The sequence below is a fragment of the Pseudooceanicola sp. HF7 genome (assembly GCF_011806405.1).
Lineage (GTDB): Bacteria > Pseudomonadota > Alphaproteobacteria > Rhodobacterales > Rhodobacteraceae > Pseudooceanicola.
Genome location: NZ_JAATOW010000034.1, coordinates 20400 through 38013, shown reverse-complemented (window position 1 = coordinate 38013; position 17614 = coordinate 20400). Strand labels below are relative to the sequence as shown.

At 57.6% G+C, this 17614-nt stretch carries 14 protein-coding genes and 2 pseudogenes; 9 read left to right on the top strand and 7 right to left on the bottom strand.

Annotated features, from left to right (window positions below; all coding sequences use genetic code 11):
- Positions 1 to 104: 104 nt before the first annotated feature.
- The 4 genes and pseudogenes from HCZ97_RS16265 to HCZ97_RS20890 all read left to right on the top strand — a co-directional run bounded on the left by HCZ97_RS16265 (position 105) and on the right by HCZ97_RS20890 (position 4574).
- Positions 105 to 1040 (top strand): esterase-like activity of phytase family protein, encoded by a 936-nt coding sequence (locus HCZ97_RS16265; RefSeq protein WP_167690003.1) that lies wholly within the window; start codon positions 105 to 107, stop codon positions 1038 to 1040.
- Between the two features lie 601 nt (positions 1041 to 1641).
- Positions 1642 to 2358: a hypothetical protein gene (locus HCZ97_RS20655; RefSeq protein ID WP_254871572.1), complete on the top strand. Its 717-nt coding sequence runs from the start codon at positions 1642 to 1644 to the stop codon at positions 2356 to 2358.
- Positions 2359 to 3081: 723 nt separating this feature from the next.
- A pseudogene (locus HCZ97_RS16250) lies at positions 3082 to 3372 on the top strand (IS5/IS1182 family transposase); the annotation flags it as partial.
- A gap of 863 nt (positions 3373 to 4235) precedes the next feature.
- On the top strand, positions 4236 to 4574 hold the full coding sequence (locus tag HCZ97_RS20890; RefSeq protein ID WP_368484386.1) for a VOC family protein: 339 nt from the start codon (positions 4236 to 4238) through the stop codon (positions 4572 to 4574).
- A 111-nt stretch (positions 4575 to 4685) separates the two neighbouring features.
- Here HCZ97_RS20890 and HCZ97_RS16245 read toward each other — a convergent pair whose 3' ends face one another.
- Entirely contained in the window at positions 4686 to 5240 is a 555-nt protein-coding gene (locus HCZ97_RS16245; protein ID WP_167690001.1) for a hypothetical protein, read from the bottom strand.
- 103 nt (positions 5241 to 5343) lie between these two features.
- Here HCZ97_RS16245 and HCZ97_RS16240 point away from each other — a divergent pair, with 103 nt between their 5' ends.
- Together HCZ97_RS16240 and HCZ97_RS16235 are read left to right on the top strand one after the other, a co-directional pair.
- Complete coding sequence (locus HCZ97_RS16240; protein WP_167690000.1) at positions 5344 to 5601, top strand: helix-turn-helix transcriptional regulator; 258 nt, start codon at positions 5344 to 5346, stop codon at positions 5599 to 5601.
- 317 nt (positions 5602 to 5918) lie between these two features.
- On the top strand, positions 5919 to 6488 hold the full coding sequence (locus HCZ97_RS16235) for a hypothetical protein (protein WP_167689998.1): 570 nt from the start codon (positions 5919 to 5921) through the stop codon (positions 6486 to 6488).
- 88 nt (positions 6489 to 6576) lie between these two features.
- Here HCZ97_RS16235 and HCZ97_RS16230 read toward each other — a convergent pair whose 3' ends face one another.
- Positions 6577 to 7287 carry an IS6 family transposase gene (locus HCZ97_RS16230; RefSeq protein ID WP_167689996.1) on the bottom strand — a complete coding sequence of 237 codons (711 nt, stop codon included), beginning with the start codon at positions 7285 to 7287 and terminating at the stop codon, positions 6577 to 6579.
- Positions 7288 to 7511: 224 nt separating this feature from the next.
- Positions 7512 to 10169: a calcium-binding protein gene (locus tag HCZ97_RS16225; protein ID WP_167689995.1), complete on the bottom strand. Its 2658-nt coding sequence runs from the start codon at positions 10167 to 10169 to the stop codon at positions 7512 to 7514.
- A gap of 383 nt (positions 10170 to 10552) precedes the next feature.
- Between HCZ97_RS16225 and HCZ97_RS20765 the strand changes: the two genes are divergently transcribed.
- Together HCZ97_RS20765 and HCZ97_RS20885 are read left to right on the top strand one after the other, a co-directional pair.
- Entirely contained in the window at positions 10553 to 11197 is a 645-nt protein-coding gene (locus HCZ97_RS20765) for an ATP-binding protein (RefSeq protein ID WP_303048726.1), read from the top strand.
- The gene (locus tag HCZ97_RS20885) at positions 11110 to 11382 is read left to right on the top strand and encodes an ATP-binding protein (RefSeq protein ID WP_368484387.1); all 273 of its coding nucleotides are present in this window, start codon (positions 11110 to 11112) and stop codon (positions 11380 to 11382) included. Before HCZ97_RS20765 ends, HCZ97_RS20885 begins: the two co-directional genes overlap by 88 nt.
- A gap of 242 nt (positions 11383 to 11624) precedes the next feature.
- Here HCZ97_RS20885 and HCZ97_RS16215 read toward each other — a convergent pair.
- The 4 genes and pseudogenes from HCZ97_RS16215 to HCZ97_RS16200 form a co-directional block, all read right to left on the bottom strand.
- Positions 11625 to 12028 (bottom strand): annotated as a pseudogene (locus HCZ97_RS16215) (hypothetical protein); the annotation flags it as partial.
- A gap of 337 nt (positions 12029 to 12365) precedes the next feature.
- Positions 12366 to 13730: a polysaccharide biosynthesis/export family protein gene (locus HCZ97_RS16210; RefSeq protein ID WP_175581750.1), complete on the bottom strand. Its 1365-nt coding sequence runs from the start codon at positions 13728 to 13730 to the stop codon at positions 12366 to 12368.
- A gap of 94 nt (positions 13731 to 13824) precedes the next feature.
- Positions 13825 to 14472 carry a YjbF family lipoprotein gene (locus tag HCZ97_RS16205; protein WP_167689993.1) on the bottom strand — a complete coding sequence of 216 codons (648 nt, stop codon included), beginning with the start codon at positions 14470 to 14472 and terminating at the stop codon, positions 13825 to 13827.
- Positions 14469 to 16565: a YjbH domain-containing protein gene (locus HCZ97_RS16200; RefSeq protein ID WP_167689991.1), complete on the bottom strand. Its 2097-nt coding sequence runs from the start codon at positions 16563 to 16565 to the stop codon at positions 14469 to 14471. Before HCZ97_RS16200 ends, HCZ97_RS16205 begins: the two co-directional genes overlap by 4 nt.
- Before the next feature lie 267 nt (positions 16566 to 16832).
- On the opposite strand from HCZ97_RS16200, the gene HCZ97_RS16195 reads away from it, so the two are divergent.
- Positions 16833 to 17582 carry a metallophosphoesterase family protein gene (locus tag HCZ97_RS16195; RefSeq protein ID WP_175581751.1) on the top strand — a complete coding sequence of 250 codons (750 nt, stop codon included), beginning with the start codon at positions 16833 to 16835 and terminating at the stop codon, positions 17580 to 17582.
- Positions 17583 to 17614 lie beyond the last annotated feature (32 nt).

Below are 17614 nucleotides of genomic sequence, written 5' to 3'. Positions count from 1 at the left end.
CTCGGGTCTCCGCCAGCCTGGTCGAAAGATTCCCGTCAGTCCTGACGTCACGCCAGGAAGATACCCTTCTGCACCATGCCCTGCACAAGCCGAGATTCCGCTGAATGCGTAAACGATCCTTCCTGCGCCTGACTGCGCTGGCCGCCCTGGTCCTGGTCGCGGGGGCCCTCTACATCTTCGGGTACGATCTGGGTATCGTCTCGCCTTCCGGCAGGTTGTCCAACCTGAAACTGTCAGCCCTGAAGCCGGAAGAGAACGGCTTTTCAGCGATCGAAATGACGCCGGACGGTCTGGGCTTCGCGGCACTCGGGGATCGCGGCACGTTCTTTTCAGGACGCCTTTTCCGCCTGGACAATGGTGTGTTGATCGGCTGGACAATCGACTATGCGGGGCGGCTGCGCAACAGCAACGGGCGGTTTCCACCCGTGTCAGGGCCGGATGCCGAAGGCCTGACCATGGGGTACCGCGACGGCTTTGCGATCTCGTCGGAAAAGAACCGCGACATCATGTATTTCTCTGATCCGCAGGCCTCGGCCGAGAACTTGCCTGCGCCTCCGGACAGCAAGGATCTGCCTCCGAACCAGAAATATGAATCCCTCGCCTTGGACGTGACCGGCAGGCTTTATACCATGCCCGAACATTCGCGTTTCCTTGACCGTGACTTCCCGCTCTGGCGGCTTGACCCCGGGGCGGACTACTGGGTCGAGGATCGCCGGATTTCCCTCGAGGCCGGATATCGCCCTGTCGGGGCGGACTTCGGTCCGGACGGTTTCTTCTACCTGCTCGAACGGTCCCTGAGGGTGGGGGTCGGCAACCGTGTTCGCCGCTTCGACTTGTCGGATCCCTTGGAGACGGGGCAAGTCGTCTGGGTCAAGCGCGGCCTGCGGCGGAGTAATTTCGAAGGGCTGTCCGTCTGGGAAAGGCAGGGGTGCATTGTTCTAACCATGATCTCCGACAACAATTTTTCGGCCCTGATGGAAAGCCGCATCCTTGAAATCGTGCCCGGTTCGACCTCGGGTGATCCCACTGTCTGCGGGTGACCTGCCACTGCTCTTTCATCCAGCCATGACCGGAATCCGATTGGTGCTGATCCGATCTCCAAGGTTGGCCTCCGGTCGCGCTGGATAAAAGTTTATTGGCAGGTCACGGGATCCACGACATCAACAACGCCTAGTAACACGCGCGGGTAGTGCTCTGTTTCGCAAATCGGGTGATGGCCGAGGTTCCCTTTTCCCCGGAGGGACTGATCCCACGGCTTCCGCGACCTGGCTGCGAAGCTTGAAGTCCTGTTCTGTGGTGATCATGACCTGCGCAGCATTCTCAGTGCGAGCCAGGAACAGGCGAAGAGGATCGCGTCATGGCTACCAGACGGCATGGAATGGAATGAAGAGGTTTCTTTGTGGTGAGGGCCGTGGATCGCCGCGATACCGCCCTCACCTATGATGAAGCTTAACGCACGGAAGGCCCGCGCTGCCTAATCGCCGGAGCTGCCCGCGAGGCGGTCCTCACAGAATTCGAAATGGGAGCGGAACAGTTGGCAATGGTCGGTAAACAAATTTGAAGTATCGATTCCCTGTGGCGCAGAACCAGTGTATCGACCCGCTGAAATTCTGCTCATGCTACATAGCGATGAGTATGACGATGGACGAGAGCATCAAACGGTGGACGGCGAAACATAAGACGGGGCTGATGATCGAGATCATTCAGGGCAAGGCGCCGGTCTCGGAGGCGAGCCGGTCGCTTGATCTCATTCCCTCAGAGATCGAGGGCTGGGTCGATAATGCCAAGGGTGTCAATCCGCTTGAAATTGCGCGAGCAATACGAGAAACAGTTCAAAGACTTTCAGAAAGCCTACGGCGGGGCCATGCTAGAGTTGTGTGCACGAAAAAATTTAGGCCCCGCTGGATGCGTAGGACGGGAATTGAACCGTTGCATCCAGCAGGTCATCTTGGTCGAAGGCATTGCTGTGTCTATCGCCAAGCTATGCGCGTGGTTCGGCATTCCTCGGCGGGGGGCTATTACGAGCCGGTAAAAGCCGCGCCGAAAGTCGATCCGCGTTTTTTTGGGCCGATCAAGAAGATGATCGAGGAGACGCCCTCGTTTGGCTATCGCAGTGTGGCGTGGCTACTTGGTTTCAACAAGAATACATTGCAGCGGATCTTTCACTTGCAAGGCTGGCAAATCCGCAAGCGCGCTGTGGGCATGAGACCCCGCATCCATCGACATCTCTTCGAGAGCAGCCAGCACGCGATGTGTGTACATTGGTTATTGGATCGTCTGTTACAACAGCCGCCCCCTCATCAAGCTCTTGCAATGCGCACTCCCGTCGGGGCATTCACATTAAAGGCTTGGCCGTAAAATACTCAGATGGATCAATATACTAGTGCCTTAAAATGTGGGCACTTTCAGTGCTCGCTTCTGCGAAAAGGCTGACGCACCTAGGGACACGCTACCCAACCGGGAAAAGGGCTCCAATGCGATTGATCCAATTTTACTAGGCCCCATCAACCGAGGTCCTACATGCTAATTGAAAATAGCTCGATTGAAGGCACCCTGCAGCACATCATTGGTAGGCTTAAAAGGCTCGAGAACCTTGATCGTGCACACCGGCATGTGACGCATCAGACACTGCGTGCACTGATTATTGAATGTGGAATAAGCCCGGCTCAGGCAATTTCGGTGCTAACAGGACTGCTGAAATCCGGACATTTTCTTGGAGAGGGACAGGATTTTATCAGGTCCCTTTCCGAAGAAATCGAAAAAGAGTTTATTCTAAATAGCATCCGGAAGACGAAGCAGAAAGACCATCTTCGAATTGTTTCTCCTCCGAATGACCCCTCAAACCTCAGCTAGATTGCTCAACCTGCCCCAGTAGCGGACCATTGTGTGTTTGATCACACGGTTTGATGGTGCGATCCCTTTTCAGGAGGCTCTGTCGATGGCATGGATGTCCTGTCAGACGACACTGGCAACTGGACCTCTCGCTAAACTGAGAGGGAAGTCTGGATGACCAATCGCGACCTTCCGCGGACAGAGGGTCTGTGGAGGAATGTGATGAAGGAGCCGGATGATGTTTTGGCCATCCCGCCTCGCAAAACCGCGAAGCCGTGGCTGACCGTCACCCCTAGTGGAGCCACGCGTTCCGAAATTCTACGGACCTCCAAATACCACCTCGGCCGCGCCCTATGGCGACGATGGAGCTGATACCCCCGCCGGATCTGCGTCGAGGCGAAGGTGCTTTGTGTGAAGCTGCTGATGCAGCGCCTCATGGTGCGGGACTTCGACCGCCAGGTCGCGGAACTCTAATTCCGCCTCTCTATTCTCAATGGTTACACCGCGCTCGGCATACCCGTCACGGAAGTCGCGGGATGAGACCGTCCGGGGGAAAGGGGAACCTCGGCCATCACCCGATTTGCGAAACAGAGCTACCTGAACGACATAAAATCTAGGTCGACATCACGTAATCAAGAACGCCATTGCGGAGATCTTCCAAAACCGGAATTGAGGGACGGGCGTTAGAAGATCACCCTCAGCGAGGTCCATAAGCCAAGCGCCGTCATCGCGTAGCCCGCGACGAACATGATGAGATCCGAAAGGGTTGGGGGCCTGCGTTTTTTCATGGGGAGAAAGTCGCACGGTCCGGTTTAGGAACGCAAGATATTCAGCAAAAGCGTCGCGGACAAGATAGGGAAGCGGAAGTGGCAAAATGCAGTAGGGCGCTGGAGCGATGAGATGACAATTACTGCCTAAAAAATCTTAATATATCATAAATAATCGTAGTTACATGCTGTCTTGAGACGTACGCTTAGTTTACTCATAATTCACCTTTAAGCAGCAATTTTCAGGGGCACTCAACAAGGGTATAGAAAAATGTCACAGTATGATTGGATTCAAAGCCTGCTACGCGATATAGACAGCTTCGCCCGGATGAATTGTCTGCCCAAGACTGCTAATTCGGTCCAGCAAACTCTCGTAGTTGCTGAAGCGGAATTAACAGCACTCGGTGTTCCCCTCAGTTCTCAAACAGCTGAAAATTGTTGGTCTCATACACCTCGGGAAAACTGAACAGTAGGCTCAGGACCCACTTTGTTGATGTAACCGCTGCCCGACGGGATCAACGTGCCAAGGTGGGTCTGCAACGATCCATACAGGAGAGCGGTTATGGCTGATATTATCAGGGTCAGGCTCGACCTGGCGGAGGATGTGTTCCAAAAGGCGGGTGGCAGTGTGCAGACTTGAGGCGGGACTTCCCCTTTCCCCTTCAGGCTCAGGCCACGCGGATTTGGATTTCGGCGGTTTTGCGGTCTAGGTCTCTCGCGGCGATCTACTCGCCGAAGGCCTTTAGTAGGCAGCCCCGGCTAGAGTTACACGAGGCTGGACGCGCACCGACCAAGGACAATCTCACCGTCTTTTACCTGCCGGACACTGAGACTTGGCGCGAAGGCGTGACGAGGATGCGAGCCGCAGGGTTTGAGCCCGTGCCTTCCTTCAACCCCTATTGGGATGTCAACGGCCGCACCTTCGAAGACCCGGACGGCTATCGAATCGTTCTGCAGAACGCTGCTTGGCCGTAATGATGGGTGACACGCAACAGTCCCCCCGTAACACTACGCCGTAGGTAACACTATTAACACTAAGCCTCGGATCGGGCCTCCGATACTCGGAGGTCTCCGGCCCGACCCAGATCAGCCGTCATCCCACAACTCGTCCATGAAACCCTTCTGATCGAAATCAGGATCAACAGGCCCGATCTTGGTGGCAAGTCTACTGGCTATCTTCCGGCGCGATGCCTTGAGCATGGGCAGAGAAACCTCGAAAACCTGCGTTGGCTCTCTGGGCATCTCAGGGCACCAACCCCATGCGAACTGGCGATCCAGTTGTGATAGAGCATCTTGGCCAAGGCAGCTCAGATAATCGCAGGTCACAACCCGCTTGCTATCAGAAAGCTCAGGGCCGGTCGTGAAAGGGCGACTGTCCGATAATCCCGATATAGGTGCCATCTGCTGGTCCAGATTTTCAACGGCAGCGTCGCCCTCTAACGTCAGGCCGATGCCCTCGAACTCCCAAGAAGGGAGGTGCCGGATTTCGACACGAATGCGCTCCGGAGCTGCAAGACCTGCAGCGACCAGATGCCGGGCGGCACCGATCTCGACATAGCCACAGCTGTTCAGCTGCATCAGGGCCTGTCCTATTTCTGTGAGTCTGGTCAGGATCATCGAATGCTGAAGGGGCTGGCTCATGGGGCGTCTCCTCGGAGCTGGTCTAAAATACACTGAATTATCCAGTTTTTAGATAATCTGAAAAGCAGATTATCGCTTGCGCCGAAAGAGGTGGCGCAGCGACATGGCGAAGACGATCAGAAGCACAGGACATGTGGCGTTATGCGAGGCGCTGATCGACGCTCGGAAAGCGGCGGGCCTGACGCAGGCTGGAATGGCCGAGCGCCTTAAGTGCCATCAGTCTCTGGTTGCTAGGATCGAGAGTGGCGAGCGCCGGATCGACGTCGTTGAGCTGGTGGTGCTTGCCCGCGCGATTGGTGTTGTGCCGTCTGTGATCCTAGAACAGGTAGCGGATGCGACTGAACCAGATCATCGGATCTGACTTCATCTTCCCAAAAGTATCCTCGGGGGAGCGCCGCCAGGCGCGGGGGCAGACAGCCCCTAGCTGATGCTAAGCGATCCTTGCTCCGTCTTCAGCCGCTCAGAAGCGCATACAGCGCGATCTGCGCGCTTGGCCCCATTCAGCCCCCCCCTACCACCGACCTGAGCAGGCCCTACTAGGGGCCTCTCAGCGTCTCTGAGGGGGCGCTTATGTGCGTGGGTGATCTTCACTCTGCGTTTCTGAGCCCTCGTCTGAAAAGACTTGATTTGGGTTGTGTGAAGATGGCAGGAAATAGTGACGTATGACATTTGTGACAAATGGCCAAAAAACTCGATTACACAACCCGGCAAAGCATTGCAAAGAAGGTCAGAGAAGGGGTCCGCCCGGCGGTCCTGGCGCGCGAATATGGCGTTACGGTTCGAACGATCTATCGCTGTGCCGAGACGATGCGGCAGATCCGGGAGGAGAGGAACAGCAGAACCGAAACCGTGGTCTGCCGTGTCTCCCCGGCCGATTTGGCTATTTTCGATGAGAAGATGAAGACAGCGGGCATACGTAACCGTAGCGAGGCCCTTCGGAACGTGATCCGCAACACGAACGGAATGGCGCTGCCAGACGCCGAGCTGGTCGAGGCTTTGAATAGCATGAAAGGCGCGCTCAACAAGGTTGGGAACAACGTGACCCAGATCGCCAAGCGGATGAACGAAGCCAAGCAGCGGGGTCAGCCTCTACCTTTTGCTGATGAAGATCTGACGGCGATCCGTCACCTGGCCGGCCATGTGCTCGATTTTGCAGATCAGGTGCGGTCGATGGCAGAGGGACGCCGCCAGAGGCTAGAACTCACGATTTCTGATGAGTTGAAGCGCCTAGCTGAATGCAACAGCTAGGCAAGCTGGTTGAGCGGACCGACGGCTTTGCCGGGGACTGTTGCATTAGTTGGGGCGGGCTGAATCGGGCCGGCCACGTGGCCGTTTGTCAGGCCGCTGCCTCGAACAGGCCGGCGATGAACGCGATTTCGCCGTGGACGCCCGGTTGTTTGTCATAGACATGGACGCGCTTGATGGTGCGGATTGTCTCGATGCCGCTCAGAGTCGCTTTGGCAGTTCGCAAGGACCGGAAGCTCTGCCGATATTCCAGGAGACGCTTCATCGCGGCGTGATCGCTTTCGATCAGGTTGTTTCGCCACTTTCGGTCGATGTGCCGAATGCTGTCGAAGTGCGGATCATACCGGTGATTGATCTCGCGGATCACAAGCCGGTAGGCGTGGGCTTTGTCTGTGCAGATCGTCACTGGCCGGTGGAGCCTCACACGTTCAATTGCCTTTTCTAGAAAGGCGTTGGCAGCCTTGGCATCCCGCCGGGCCGTCAGACGAAAGTCGACCATTTGACCGTTCGCATCTATCGCTCGCCAGAGGTAGCGCCACTTGCCGCCGACGCGGATGTAGCTCTCGTCCACGTGCCAATCGACGCTGGCGCGGCGCAGATGACGCTCGGTGCGCTTCGTCAGCTCCGGGCCGAACTTCTGGACCCAGCGATAGACCGTCGATCGATCAACCTTCACGCAGCGCTCGGCTAGCAGATCAACGACATCCTGGTAAGACAGCGGATAGCGCAGGTACCAGCGGACCGCGCAAAGGATGATGTTTCTCGGGAAGCGGTGGTGCTTGAACGGGGTTCGACGCGGCATGCTCAACCTCAAAACCCTAAAGCTGGCGGAAGCCTGAGATTAACGCAACAGTCCATCCCAAGGTCTGATGCGAAGCCAGCGCCCTCGCCGCAATCGATATTTATCGGCTATGAAATTACACCGAGTCCTCACCCTAACTTAACGTTGGCCTGCTAAGGGGCTGTCACGCCTCAGGCCGGGGTAAAGCAATAAGGCGCTACAAATGCACCTTGCATCTACATAGCCTAAAAAATAAAGTCTTCCGACGTTAAGTCAGAGAGCGCAAGATTACTTAACAGCAAGCTATTCTTGCTGTCGAAAATTAACAATACCCCCTCAGGCAACTGAACAGCATTTTTCGACATCATGCCGTCAAAATTCGTCCCGTAGTCTAGCCCGGAAAGGTCAATGCGCTCATATTTGTTTCCGACAGCAAAGTCAGCGATTTTATCTCTGCCTCCCCCTTTTGAGAAAACAAAAATATCAGCATTGTAGCCTCCGAATAAAACATCATTTCCTGGCCCTCCGTAGATGGTATCAAATCCAGATCCGCCACTTAATGTGTCATTTCCTGTGCCGCCAAAAATAGCGTCGTTAGATATTCCTCCAAAGCCCCGATCTTTACCCGCGCCGCCGTATAGAAAGTCATTGCCTGCTTGGCCAAAAACAGCATCAGCATGATTGCCGCCAAAAATAAAATCCTGTTCTGCACCGCCAAAAATCCGGTCAAGCCCGTCTTCACCAAAAAGACGATCGATACCGTCTTCTCCGTGCAAGTTATCCGCATTGGCTCCACCGAACTGCACATCATCTCCGGACCCACCGTAAAGAATATCGTATCCAACACCACCAAATAGTTTATCGTTTCCCGATCCACCAAAAATTGAATCAGGTTGAAATCCGCCATGAATGAAGTCATTTCCTCCACCGCCATCTAGTTCGTCTAACCCTCCATTTCCTCTAATAGTGTCATCCCCACTCCCTCCAAAAATAGAGGATGACAACGACGACCCCCTTATAAAATCATCTCCTTGACCTCCAAAAAAATGGTCTAATCCGCTTGCTCCCAAAATAGTATCATTTCCTTCGTCTCCTAAAACCACGTCACGACCATGACCTGCACGAATGATATCATCACCTCTTCCACCAAAAATAAGGTCATTGCCGCTACCTCCGTAAATTAGGTCGTCGCCTGACCCGGAAATGATTAAGTCATCACCCGAGGCAGAGACAATAGTATCATCTCCATCATTGGATTCTATGAGCTCGCTCTCGCGGCTCCCAATAACGTAGTTGTCGGAACCAGATCCGACTATCGATTTGCTAATGTTATTACTTATGGCGAAGAATTCTATGGGGAGCGGCGTGAAATTGTAAAATTTTTCTTCGGCGGCTTCGATTTTGGAGTATATTAGTTGGCCGATATAAGTTGAGCTATTATGTTTAATGTTCAGTCCAGTGTCTGACAGCTCTATTTTTTCAATGCTCCCGCCCCCCCTAATCAAAACTCCGTTTCTTGAGCTGGTGGAGCCCTCGATTTCTAAATTCTCGACGGAGAACGATTCCACAGTTTCGTGAACGACGAAGTAGTTTCCAGAAATTGTTGTTGGAGAGGTAACTTTCATAGTTCCAATTTTTAAACCAGTTGCCGCCACGCTAGGGCTTGCGGACCCCACTCTTACAAAGGCATTTTGTGGAGATGCGATGATATTTGCGCTGATTATCTCGATGTTTTCGTTGGCGATAAATAGTACATCGCCGCTTCCGTTCCAGCTTTCTGCGTTAATATCTATTTCTCGAAATGTGCCCGACAATCCTCTTTCGCCGGTTGCGATCATTGAACCGTGCTTGGCATCTCCCCCAACATATTCTCCTCGCATAGTTATATCGAAGTTCTCGGAGAATATCTTTATCTCATTATTGTCAGTAAATTTTCCGGAGACAACTACCTTACTATCTCTTTGGCCGTTTCCATAAACCAGCGATCTTCCCTCCACATAAAGGTCAGTTTTGGTGTTAATGCTTGCCGAGAAGTTTACTGGTATTGCGAGGTCGGAATAAATTTCACCTTTTAAGGTTACGTTTTCAGCAATATAAGTATTCCCCTCGCCACCGTACGGAACTTTACTATGGCCTAATGTGCCATATGAGATGAAATACTCGCCGTCTCCTGGAACGCCTTTATCCAGCTCTATGCCTTCGTCTGTGACTGAGACTATCTTTCTCAAAACTGAGTACGTGGGAACGGCTCTTTTTTCGTCATATGAAAGGTTGTCGGTTGTGCAGACGAAGACTAAGTCTCCTGCTTTGGGGGAATAGTTAGCGGGGTTTGTATAGGATCTTTCTTTGTAATTCCAAGATCCTTTTATACTTACAAGGCATTCGCCTTCTGATAGCTCTCCTAATAAATTAGCGGATTGTTCCACTCCTTGCATACGCGATACATCTGGCTTGGTTATTTGACCTAGCATGGTTGCGTTCGTGTTGCTCCCGGTATACCTAAGGCCGCCTTCGAATAAGTATTCTGCGTTTGATTGCCAGAATATGGTTTCGGAGAAATAAATTTGCTCATCATGGTCAAATATTACTTTCTCAGCCCTGCCTGACTGCACCATCTGCATCAGCTTGGAGATCACGGCACTGTTGTCAAAATCGGGCCCTGGTTGAGTGCCAAGTCCGGATGTGTATACAGTTCCATTTTCTGGCATGTATTCGAATTTGTGATTATCGATAATGACGTCTGCATCGGTTTGATGAGCGGAGACATACATCAGTTTCGAATTTGAATCTCGCAGCGTGATTTGGTCGCCTATTTTAAAATTGGCTATTTGGCTTATGCCTATGTTGTTTTGAAGGCTAGTATGTAGTTCGGAAAAAGATTCAAATGAAATGTTTTTCATCATGGGTTCGCTACATTTTTACCGATTTTCTTTCTTTAGTGTGCAATGTTAGTGTTGATGGCTTGTAAAAGTTGGTTTCTCTTTTGGTTGCATTAGAATTAATTTGAGTCCCTGAGGTTGTGGCGAACCCACAGCTTCACGTCTTCGCCCGGCACTTGGAATGGTCAGGTCGAGGCTGGTGCGCCCTTCAGGTCGCGCACGAAGAGCAAGTACGATTGCGTCGTCCGCTATGTGAAGAACAATGCAGGGGCGGGGCGCACCTTCGAGAGTTTCGCGGCACTGGAGGTGCATCTGCACAATGGTCTTGAGAGGTCGCCGACTAACGGATCCATAGCTCTTTCGGGTAGGCGTCGGACCTGTGCTTTGCGCGCGAGGAAGCCGGTCACTTGGAGCTCCTGCCGCATGGTGGATCGTTCATGGCGACGCGGGAACTAAGCTGTCGTGTTGCACCGGATTTTGCGGTTGAGATGGATACCAATGCCTATTCGGTTCCATGGCGCTTGTTCGAGCGGGTTCGTGTGCTGGTTACGAGCCAGACGGTGCGCATCACGCATGGTGGTGTGGAAGTAACTTGCCATCGGCGCAGCGCCGGCCGGCGTGGGCGTATCGTCGACGATGCCCAATCCTCAATCGATCATGCACAGATCGGGGTCTTTGCGACAGGGCGGTTCATTGCCATTGGAGATTCTCCGTTACTGCTTGGCCCTCCCGGCGTCGGCAAGACGTATTTGGCGGTGGGGCTCGGCAGGGCGGCAATCGTCGCCGGATACACGGTGCTCTTCACTCGCGCGGTGGAGCTGGTCGCCAATCTTGCAAAGGCGCAGACCGAGAACCACCTTGAGGAAAGGCTTACGCATTATGCCAGGCCGCAGCTGCTGATCGTCGACGAACTGGGCCACCTGCCGCTGGAGCCAGATGTGGCGCAACTGTTCTTTCAGTTAGTCTGCCGGCGCTACGAGCGCGGTGCGATTCTGATCACCTCAAACCGCGCAGTGGTGAAGGGGGAATTGTATTCAGCGATGCAGCCGTAGCGTCGGCGATCCTTGATGGGCTGCTTCACCACAGTCACTTGGTCACGATCCGGGGCGACAGTTACCGCTTCCGCGAGACCCCAAACAACAATTGCATCAAAATGAAGATGGGCCAATTCTTCATGTCGCCCCCGGGCCAGATCCGAGTGCCGCTGGACACGCGGGATCGTGCAGGTCTTGGGTGAATGTCCCGAAGGTGAGAAACTCCCCATTTCTTGGACAGGACCCGACCTTCGAACATTATACGAGCCCGCGGCATATAGGTGGCCCCATCAAAGGCCGGACACATGTCAGCACCCGATGGCGCGCCTGGATCAGCTCTGAACATACCTATTGCGTAAGGGGCGGTTACACATGTTGCATAAATCGAGTGGCGTCTAAGTTTCACTTTTCCCCGGACGGATTTATCCCACAGCCGTCCGTGACGGGGTATGCCGAGCGCTGTGTAGCAGTCGATCGCTGCGATCCGGATCTGGAGCTCAGTAACTTGCCGGTCGAAGTCCCCTGCCATGATGCGCTATCCCATCACCTGGCTCTTTCGTACCAGTGGGATTCGCCAGTGAACTCTCAAGGGTTCGGATCTCGAGCGTGTCCTCGCGGATCCCGAAGTGGTTCTTGCGGCAGAGCCACCGTTTTGAACCACATTGCTTACTGGCATGCCACTCGTCCTCGCAATCGACCTTGTTCCCGGTGCCATCTTTTGCCCGGCAGGGTATTGTGGAGCAATGTCCCGAGGTCGACCCAGTCCTTCAGCGAGCCACCGCGCTGCAGCGCTTCCTTTTCGGCTGGCCAGTTCCTGGTCTTTTGGGTTGTGGGTGTGGGGTTACTAATTCATCCCAGCCAAAATGCTGAGTTCACGAGATGGACACCTCACGGGATTTGTCCAACAGAGGCGAACTGGGCCAGTCTAGGCGGCATTGTTGATCGTCGAATTGCCGCAACTCGAAAAAAATGACACCACGTGAACCCGCTGCCATAAACGACTTGGCGCCAGTTTCCACATGACAGTGGGACTATGCGAGGCCACAGAATGATTGTAGGTGGACAACAGACTCAGAGACATATCCTAGAATCTCAATCCGCGCGAATAGACACAGTTTCTAGCGAGACCCAAGGGCCGGCGTATGACCGGCCCCGTTGCGCTTCAGCAGGGCAAAGCGGCTCTGGATCACTCGATCACCGATGCCGCGCTTGTCGTCAGCAGCGACGGGACGATCTGGTCCACGACGCGGTTCCACTTGGTCACCGGCTGCTCGGCCACGAAGATGATGTCGTTGGGCCGCAGTTCGAACCGGGTCGCCATGATCAGGTTCGTGGCGTTGCGTGCATCAAGGCGCCAGGCGGTGATGGCCGAGAACTCGCGCGGGTCGTCCGAGCCGCGCAGCACGTAGATCTGGCTGACATCCCCGGTGCGGGTCGGGACGCCCGCGCCGTTGTCATAGAGCGCATCGGCGAGGCTCGCGACCTTGTCGAAGGGCAGGGCGTAGCGCGACTGGGTCTTCACCTCGCCCGAGAGGTAGACGTAATCGCGATCGACCGAGTCCAGGTCGAGGCGGGTCATGTAGTTCTCGCGGGCCTCGTCCAGGTTGGCGCGGCGCAGGTTGACCTCCGCAGTCAGCTCATTGAGCGCGGAGACGCGCGCGTCCTGGCGATACTCGGCCAAGCGGATCTGCTCGGTGAAGTAGGCCTGTGCCAAGTCGAGGTCATAGGTCGTGTCGACAAAGACGCTGTCGCCATCGACCAGCTGGATCCGCTGCAGGCTGGCATTGGAATAGAGCTCGGTCAGCGGGATCTGGTAAAGGGTGCCATCCCGGTAGATCCGTATGCTGGCATAATCCAGGTCCGTCGTCGTGACGCCGCCCGCCGCGGTCAGCACCTCGTCGAGGTACCGCGGGGTCAGGGTCACCGGAACCACGGTGGGATTGGCGACGGCGCCGCCGACGGACACCCGCTTGGAATGGAACTCGGCGATTTCCAGGCTGAAGGTGGGGTCGATCTGGTTCTCGACCAGGCGCTGGAACAGGGTGGCTTCGGCTTCTTCCAGCGTCATGCCGGAGACATTCACCCGCCCGACGTTCGGGATCGCGATCGCGCCGTCATCCTGCACCGTGTAGCCTTGGCGCGAATTCTGTGCCGCCAGCAGGCCGGACAGCTGCTCGACGGTATTGCCCGTCTGGGGGGTAGCCAGCAGCACCACGTCGCCCACGCCGATCCGGTAGGGCCCCGGTTGCACGGCAGGGGGAATGCGGGTTTCCAGGCCGACGGGGCGGGTCAGCTGGTCCAGCGCCGGCTCGGGCCCTGCGCCCACGCCCCGCATGCCCCTGCCGGTTCCGGCGGTCTGGGAGAAGATCGCCGGAAGCGTCTTGGGGTGATAGGACGCGCGATTGGCCACCATGATGTTCTGTGCGGTCATCGGGATCACGCGGACCTTGCTGTCGCCGCGGCTCACGCTGTTGACGGACGGGCTGTGATAAATGACCCCGCAGCCCGTCAAGGTGAACACAGCAAACAGAATGGAAAAGAGGGCTCGCATTACGGTTTTTCCTCTCGGAGCTGAAAAGACTTTGACCCATGGGCGCTAGAGGCGGCCCCGGGTGTTCTATGAGTGGTCATGGCTTCGGGCAGGGTCATTGGCCGGCCCCCCCGAAGCTGAAATGGGATCCGCCGGGCACCGGGACTTGGCGCGAGGCCAGGACCGCGCCGGTGGGGGCCATGCGGTAGGTGTTAGTGAATGCCACGTCCACACCGGTACAATCCTCGATTGCCTGGCGTCCGCCTTCTGTCGCTTGGAAACTGACGGTGCAGACATAGCTGGTCGTGTCCAGAGCATTGTTGCCTTTAAGGGCCGAGTGAAAGCGCTTGGCAGTGCCCCCCGCTTGGCGTGACAACATCGACAGCAGTTCCGAGACATCCGCCGCCATCAGCGTGTCGCCGGCGCCGCGCGTCGCGACCAGCACACCGGAGCGGAAGGCGAAGCTCGCCCCATCCGGGGCGAGCCAGGTTTCCAGGCCGTCCTGCGACAGGCTCAGCCGGCGCAGGATGGAGCTGGTGCCGCTCTGCTCGTCCATCACGGTCATGGCCGGCCGGCCGACCTGCTCGAGCGCGACGTAGCGCGGCGTGGGCACCAGGCTGGCGCGCACGCCCGGGAAGATCCGTGCGGCGACCTCCCGCGTGACCCGCTGGGGTTCTCCATCCGAGGCACAGCCGGACAGCACCATGGCAAGGGCAAGACCGGCGAGGAGGGGCACGGCGGGAAGGGCGAAGGGACGGCTCATCTCCAGAACCTCCCCCAGCCATCCCGGAGCTCCTGCAGATGCCCGCTGCGAACTTCGTTGTAGAGTCGGTTGGAGATCTGCATCCTTGCACCGCCGTCGCCGTTGATCGGACGCCAGGTGGTGCTGGCCGTCCGGCGTGAGGGTTCGCCTGTCAGCCAGGTCAGCGGGATGGAGAAGCGGATGCCCTTGTCGAAGGAGCCTTCGCCGAAATCATCGAAGGGGACATCGGTCAGGGTGAAATAGGCGCCGAGCAGAAAGCCGTTGCCGAATTCGCGGTCCAGCGCCACGGTTGTCCCCCAGTCCTGCGCAAGGTAGCGCCCGGCATCGACGCGGCCCATGTAGCCGCCGCCGAAATCGTAATAGGCCGAGGCATAGCCCGTCATCGTATCGTAATCCCCTATCCCCAGGAGGCTGTCGGGGTCGCGTTTCTGGGCGTAGTTCAGTTCCAGCCCCAGGGCGAGCGGACTGGCGACGGGTTTCCACAGGACCTCGCCGGAAAGGCCGCCGTACATCTTTTCAAGGTAGCCCATGGAGAGGCGCCCGTAGAGGTCCACGCCCGGGCGGAAGAAGTAATCCGCCTTCAGCTCGGTGATCTCGGGATCCATGCTGTCTTCGAAAAGCCCGGCATCCGAGCGGACCGGGGCGATCTTGGAGGAGGTCCCCGTGGGGCTCTCGCCGCTGCCGGTGCGCAGGACGGGCTGGCGGATCTGGGTCGACAGGCTGAAGCCGGGCAGCAGTGTGTAGGAGGCATCAAAGCGCAGCCCGGCCTCGGCCAGCAGGCTGTCGGGGTTGGACAGGGTGGGCCCGCCGTAAAGGCCGACCCCGAAGCCGTAGCGCGGGAAATAGTCGCGCGGCATCGGGTATTGCGCGGCATCGACCACTTGGGCGCGCGCAAAGGTCTTCCAGCTGCCGTCGAGGTCCTCTTCTAGCTCTTCCAGGTCCGACCGGCGCAGCGTCACCGCAGAGAGGGCGATACCGTCGCGCGTGGGAATCAGCACCATGGTATCGACCTCGGGCGGCAGCACGGCGGTCAGCGCGCGCCCGGCGCGTCCGAGGGCCTGGGCCTCGCTCTGCCAGCGGTTGTTGCGCAGCCAGATCCGGACTGACGATCCGCTCTCGCGTTCGAACGCCAGCATCTCGATCCCTTGGCCGGCCAGGCTGCGGGACACGGCGCCTTCCAGCCCCTGCGCGGCCTGGCCGCCGCCGCTGGTCGAGAGGCCGAGGTCGGCGGACAGGCTGTCCTCCACCGGGGCGTCCGCCAGCTGCGCGCTGTCCCAGCCGAGCGCCGCGGCGCTACGCGGCACCACCTGCGGCCCGGGCCCTTCGCGGCCACCGGCCGGACCCGGCGGGGCCTTCGGGTTGAAATGGTAGCTGAGCAGCACCCCGGCATAGGAGCCGTAGAGATAGGCCGCCGAAAGATCGACGCCGTTGCGGAAGCGATAGGTCGCGGCGACGTTGATCGGGGAGTTGTGCTCGAACCCGGTCCGTTCGCTTTCCGTGACATAGGCATCCGAGGAATATTCCATGGACAGCACGACCTGGTCGTTCGGGCGGTACTGCAGCCCCCCGAAGACCGCGGCGGGACCGCTGAACCACTGTCCGAAATCCACCTGGCCCGTCTCGTCGAAACCCGAGATGCCGCCCCGGTCGTCGAACCGGTCCCCGAGGAACCCGAGCGGATTGCTGAAGCCGTTGTAGCTGCCCAGGCGGCCCCAGCCCAGCCCGAGCGAGGCCTGGAAGGTGTCGAAGGTCTTGGAGGCGACAAGATATTCGCTGGCATAGATCCCGGTACCGCCGAAATCCCTCAGCCCGATCTTGAGGCCCGGAGTCGTGGGGCCTTCCATGGCCAGCACGTAGTCGAGGTCGAAGCTGCGGTCGAAATAGCTGCCGCCCGAAGCCCGGAAATCGTCGATCAGGGCATATCGGAAACTGCCGCTCAGCCGCGGGGTAATCTGGAAGGTCAAAGCCAGTCGCGCCATGTCGGCGAAATAGTCGGTGCTCAGCGAGACCTCGCCATCCGGCATCGGGTAGGCGGTCGGCATGTCGATCAGGCCCGGCGTGCCGTAGAAGCCCAGGGCCGGCAGGGCCTGCATGCCGCTTCCCTCCTGCCCATGGGCAGGGGTCATCATCATCCCGAGAGCGGCCGCACATGCACAACGGCCCAGGTTCCCCCGCCCTCCTCTGCGTCTCATTTCAGTTCCGGTCCCTCGTGAAGTCTTGTTGGCATGACATAGCCGTAGTTTGCCGGTCAGGGCCACCCCCGTGGAGGCCTCGGCTTTCGCTGATATTCAAGAATCCGCCGTCTAGGCTTCTTTTCTGGCAGACATGACAGGCTTGAATAAATGGCCTATCCCGTGGCCATGAGATTCTTCAAACGCTTCCGTACCTCAAAACCCACATTTTCCGCTCCGTTGACCCCGGACGAGCCGTTTTTCGCCATAGGAGACATCCATGGCCGCGACGATCTGCTCGCGCGATTGCTGCCGCTGATGCAGGACAGGGCGCCGGGCATCCGGCAGGTCTTCGTGGGCGATTACATCGACCGCGGCGAGGAAAGCGCACAGGTGCTGCGCCGCCTGCACGAGATGCAGTCCGCGGAGCCGCAGAAGGTGATCTGCCTGAAGGGCAACCACGAGGACATGCTGCTGAACTTCCTCGATGCGCCGGCCCGCTCGGGGCCGCGCTGGATGCGCTACGGCGGGCTGCAGACCATGGCCAGCTTCCGCGTCGGCGCGGCCTCGGAGTCCGCCTCCGAGGAGACGTGGAACGAGGTCCGCGACATGCTGCGCCTGGCCATGGGCGACAAGCTCGAGACCTGGCTGCGCGAACTGCCGACCCTCTGGCAGACCGGCAACGTGGCCGTGCTCCATGCGGGGGCGGATCCTGCGCTGCCGCTCGAGGACCAGGATGAACAGACCCTGGTCTGGGGGCACCCGGCCTTCATGACCACCCCGCGCGAGGATGGCACCTGGGTGGTGCATGGGCACACGGTCGTCGACGAGGCCGCCTCCGAGGCGGGCCGGATCAATACCGATACCGGGGCCTATGCGACCGGTGTGCTGACCGCTGCCCATGTCACGCAGGACGAGGTCGCCTTCCTGCGGGCGTGAGCCTTCGCGCGTGATCCCGGGGGGACGGCCTT